The organism is Methylobacterium sp. WL116 (assembly GCF_008039455.1).
Classification (GTDB): Bacteria; Pseudomonadota; Alphaproteobacteria; order Rhizobiales; family Beijerinckiaceae; genus Methylobacterium.
Map to the genome: position 1 here is coordinate 1 of NZ_VRUV01000532.1, position 2,992 is coordinate 2,992.

General features: G+C 71.7%; 5 protein-coding genes and 1 pseudogene. 5 read left to right on the forward strand and 1 reads right to left on the reverse strand.

The window, feature by feature from the left end; genetic code table 11:
• The first annotated feature begins 242 nt into the window (after positions 1-242).
• The 5 genes from FV223_RS24045 (at position 243) to cysC (ending at position 2,335) form a co-directional block, all read left to right on the forward strand.
• The gene (locus FV223_RS24045; RefSeq protein WP_147729334.1) at positions 243-428 is read left to right on the forward strand and encodes a DUF1508 domain-containing protein; all 186 of its coding nucleotides are present in this window, start codon (positions 243-245) and stop codon (positions 426-428) included.
• A gap of 116 nt (positions 429-544) precedes the next feature.
• The gene (locus FV223_RS24050; protein WP_147729335.1) at positions 545-826 is read left to right on the forward strand and encodes a hypothetical protein; all 282 of its coding nucleotides are present in this window, start codon (positions 545-547) and stop codon (positions 824-826) included.
• A 162-nt stretch (positions 827-988) separates the two neighbouring features.
• Positions 989-1,117, forward strand: a complete 129-nt coding sequence (locus tag FV223_RS32485; protein ID WP_279593315.1) for a hypothetical protein — start codon at positions 989-991, stop codon at positions 1,115-1,117.
• A gap of 85 nt (positions 1,118-1,202) precedes the next feature.
• Positions 1,203-1,628: an acyl-CoA thioesterase gene (locus FV223_RS24055; protein WP_147729336.1), complete on the forward strand. Its 426-nt coding sequence runs from the start codon at positions 1,203-1,205 to the stop codon at positions 1,626-1,628.
• 98 nt (positions 1,629-1,726) lie between these two features.
• On the forward strand, positions 1,727-2,335 hold the full coding sequence (cysC, locus tag FV223_RS24060) for an adenylyl-sulfate kinase (RefSeq protein WP_187274735.1): 609 nt from the start codon (positions 1,727-1,729) through the stop codon (positions 2,333-2,335).
• Positions 2,336-2,366: 31 nt separating this feature from the next.
• Here cysC and FV223_RS24065 read toward each other — a convergent pair.
• Positions 2,367-2,992: pseudogene (locus tag FV223_RS24065) on the reverse strand (ATP-binding protein); the annotation flags it as partial.

Sequence of the window (2,992 nt, forward strand, 5' to 3'; positions counted from 1 at the left end):
GCCAACAACCGTCCGCGCAGCGGCGGCGGCGGCAACGGCGGCGAGGGCCGTGCCATCGGCTGGCTCGACCGCAGCCCGCGCTCCTGAGCCAGCTCGCCTCCTGACCTGATCGAGAAGGCCGCCCCGGATGCCCGGGGCGGCCTTCTGCTTTTTCGTATCCGGTGTCCTGCCGCTGGCGCGGGAGCATTGCCGGCGGTGGTCCCGCGCCCCATCTCGACGGCATCGAGACCGGAGCAGCCCCGATGCGATTCGAGATCTACCGCGATGCGCCGGGCCATTGGCGCTGGCGCCTGCGGGCGCAGAACGGCAACGTCGTCGCCGATTCGGGCGAGGGCTACGTTCGCCGCGAGGATTGCGAGCACGGCATCGCGCTGGTCCGTCAGAGCAAGACCGCGAAGGTCATCGACATGACGACGCAGATCGCCTGATCACAACCGAAAGTCGGCTTTCGCGACGAAACGCTTTTCGCGGTTCGTGCGTTTCGACGGCTCGGGCTCAAGCCCCGCTCGTACGTCTCCCATCCACGAAAGAGTTGAGATCCGCGATGAGGAAATTCCTGCTGGCCGCCCTGCTCGTCCTGGGCTTCGCGGCCGCCGCCCCGCAGGGCGCGTCCGCCGCTCCGGTCGGCCCCGGCCTCGCCCTTCAGACGGAAGCCGCCCCCGCGGTCGCCGAGAAGGCCCAGTACTTCTACCGCCGCCGGTTCGGGCCGCGTCCGTTCTACCGCCGCCCGTATTACGGCCGCCGCTTCTACGGCCCGCGTCCGTTCTACCGTCGTCCGTATTACGGCCGCCGCTTCTACGGCCCGCGTCGTCGGTTCTTCTACTGATCGCACGGCGAGCCTGCGTCGAAGTCTGAACCCGGCGGCCCTTGGGGCCGTCGGGTTTTTTCCATGACTTGGGCAAACGGGCTGCGTTCGCGCGCGATCCGGTGTAGGGTCTCGCGTTCGGGACGGCCGGCATCAGATCGGTCCGCCCGGGAGGAACGCCCCATGGACGATATCGCGACGCGCGAGGTGGTCGCGCGTGACCTCTGGCAATCGATCCCGCTCGAATGCCTGGTCTGCGCCGCCGCCGTCTTCCTGGCGGCCGGCCTGAAACTCGCCGGCCTGATGCCCTGACCCCTTTCGACATCGCGGCGTTCGCGCATAATCGGCGCCGCGCCCCGAGCGCGTCGGTGCGCTTCGCGCCAAGGAACAGGACCGCATGGACCGGGACAGCGCCGAGGAACCGCAGGGCGATCTGACGGTGCGCACCATCGCGATGCCGGCCGACACCAACGCCAACGGCGACATCTTCGGCGGCTGGGTGCTGTCGCAGATGGACCAGGCCGGCGGCATCGCCGGGGTCGACCGGGCCGAGGGCCGCGTGGTCACCGTGGCCCTGGACGCCATGACCTTCATCCGCCCGGTGCGGATCGGCGACGTGCTCTGCGTCTACACCCGAATCGGGCATGTCGGGCGCACCTCGATGAAGATCGAGGTCGAGGCCTGGGCGCGGCGCTTCCGGACGCAGGTGCGCGAGAAGGTGACGTCGGCGACCTTCACCTTCGTCGCGATCGACGACGAGGGTCGGCCGAGGGCGATCCCCAAGGCCGCCCCGGTGGCGGAGCCGTCGTTCACGCCAGCGTGATCGACGGGTTCCGTTCCGACGCGGTTCCGGCTAGGCATCGCGCGAGCGGATCCCCGAGGGGGCGGGGGGATGCGACAGCTGGCCCGAGGATTGTGCCGTTGCCCGACCCGTCGCACCGCGCCGACAACCTGACCTGGAAGACCCTTCAGCCCCGCGAGACGCGCTGGCGTAGCCTGAGCCAGCGCCCGGCCATCGCCTGGTTCACCGGGCTGTCGGGGGCGGGCAAGTCGAGCATCGCCAACGCCGTCGACCGCTCGCTTACCGAGGCGGGGCGGCACGCCATGGTGCTCGACGGCGACAACCTGCGCCACGGCCTCAACCGGGACCTCGGGTTCACCGCGGCCGATCGCGCCGAGAACATCCGGCGGGCGGCCGAGACCGCGCGCCTGATGGCGGAGGCGGGACTGGTGGTGATCGTGTCGCTGATCTCGCCGTTCCGCGCCGAGCGCGCGACAGCGCGGCAGATCGCGGGCGACATTCCGTTCCTGGAGGTCTTCATCGACACCTCACTGGCGGTGTGCGAGGCGCGCGACCCGAAGGGCCTGTACGACAGGGCGCGGGCCGGCACGATCCCGAACTTCACGGGGATCTCGGCGCCCTACGAGGCGCCGCTCGACCCCGACATGACCTTGGTCACCGACGGGCTGAGCGTTGCGGAGTCGTCGAGGACCCTGATCGCGGAGCTGATGCGGCTCAGCGCAGGCTGACCCCAAGCGTCTCGCGTTCGCGGCAAACCCCTCACTCCGCCGCGAACAGCCCCCAGCTACCCCCGGGATCGGGCGCGTCCGCCGCCGCCGGCTCGGCGACGTCCGCCTTCGGGTCGCCCGGTGCGGTCTCGCAGCCGAGCGCCGGCAGGGCGATGATGCGGTTCTTCGAGAAGTCCACGCGGCAGACGATGGCGTTGCGGCTTTCCATGTAGCCGAGCAGGCGCCGGGCGCGGCCGGGAGAACGGCTGCCGATGGCCCGGGCCAGCGCCGCATCGCCGGGACAGGGCTCGCCCGCGAGCGCCGCCCGCGCCAGCAGCAGGAACAAGCCCTGGACCTCCTCCGGCATCCCGGCGGCGGCCCCCTGCGCCTGGGTCCAGCGTTCGTCCCCGTCGGTCGCGGCGGGCGCCGCATCGATCCCGGCCCGTGCCACGCTCAGGGACCGGCGGAAGGCCTGGAGCCCGACGCGCTCGCCGTCGAGGCCGCGCATCCGGCAGCGGACCAGGAAGTCCTGGTAGACCACGGCGACGGACTGGCGCCCGGCCTCGGGCTCCGCGACCAGCCCGCGCAAGATCGCCTCGCAGCCGGCCCGGTTCTCGGCCTCGTCGAGCACGGGCGGGGCGGCGGCCGGCTCCGGACGGTGGGCGGCGAGCTCCCGCA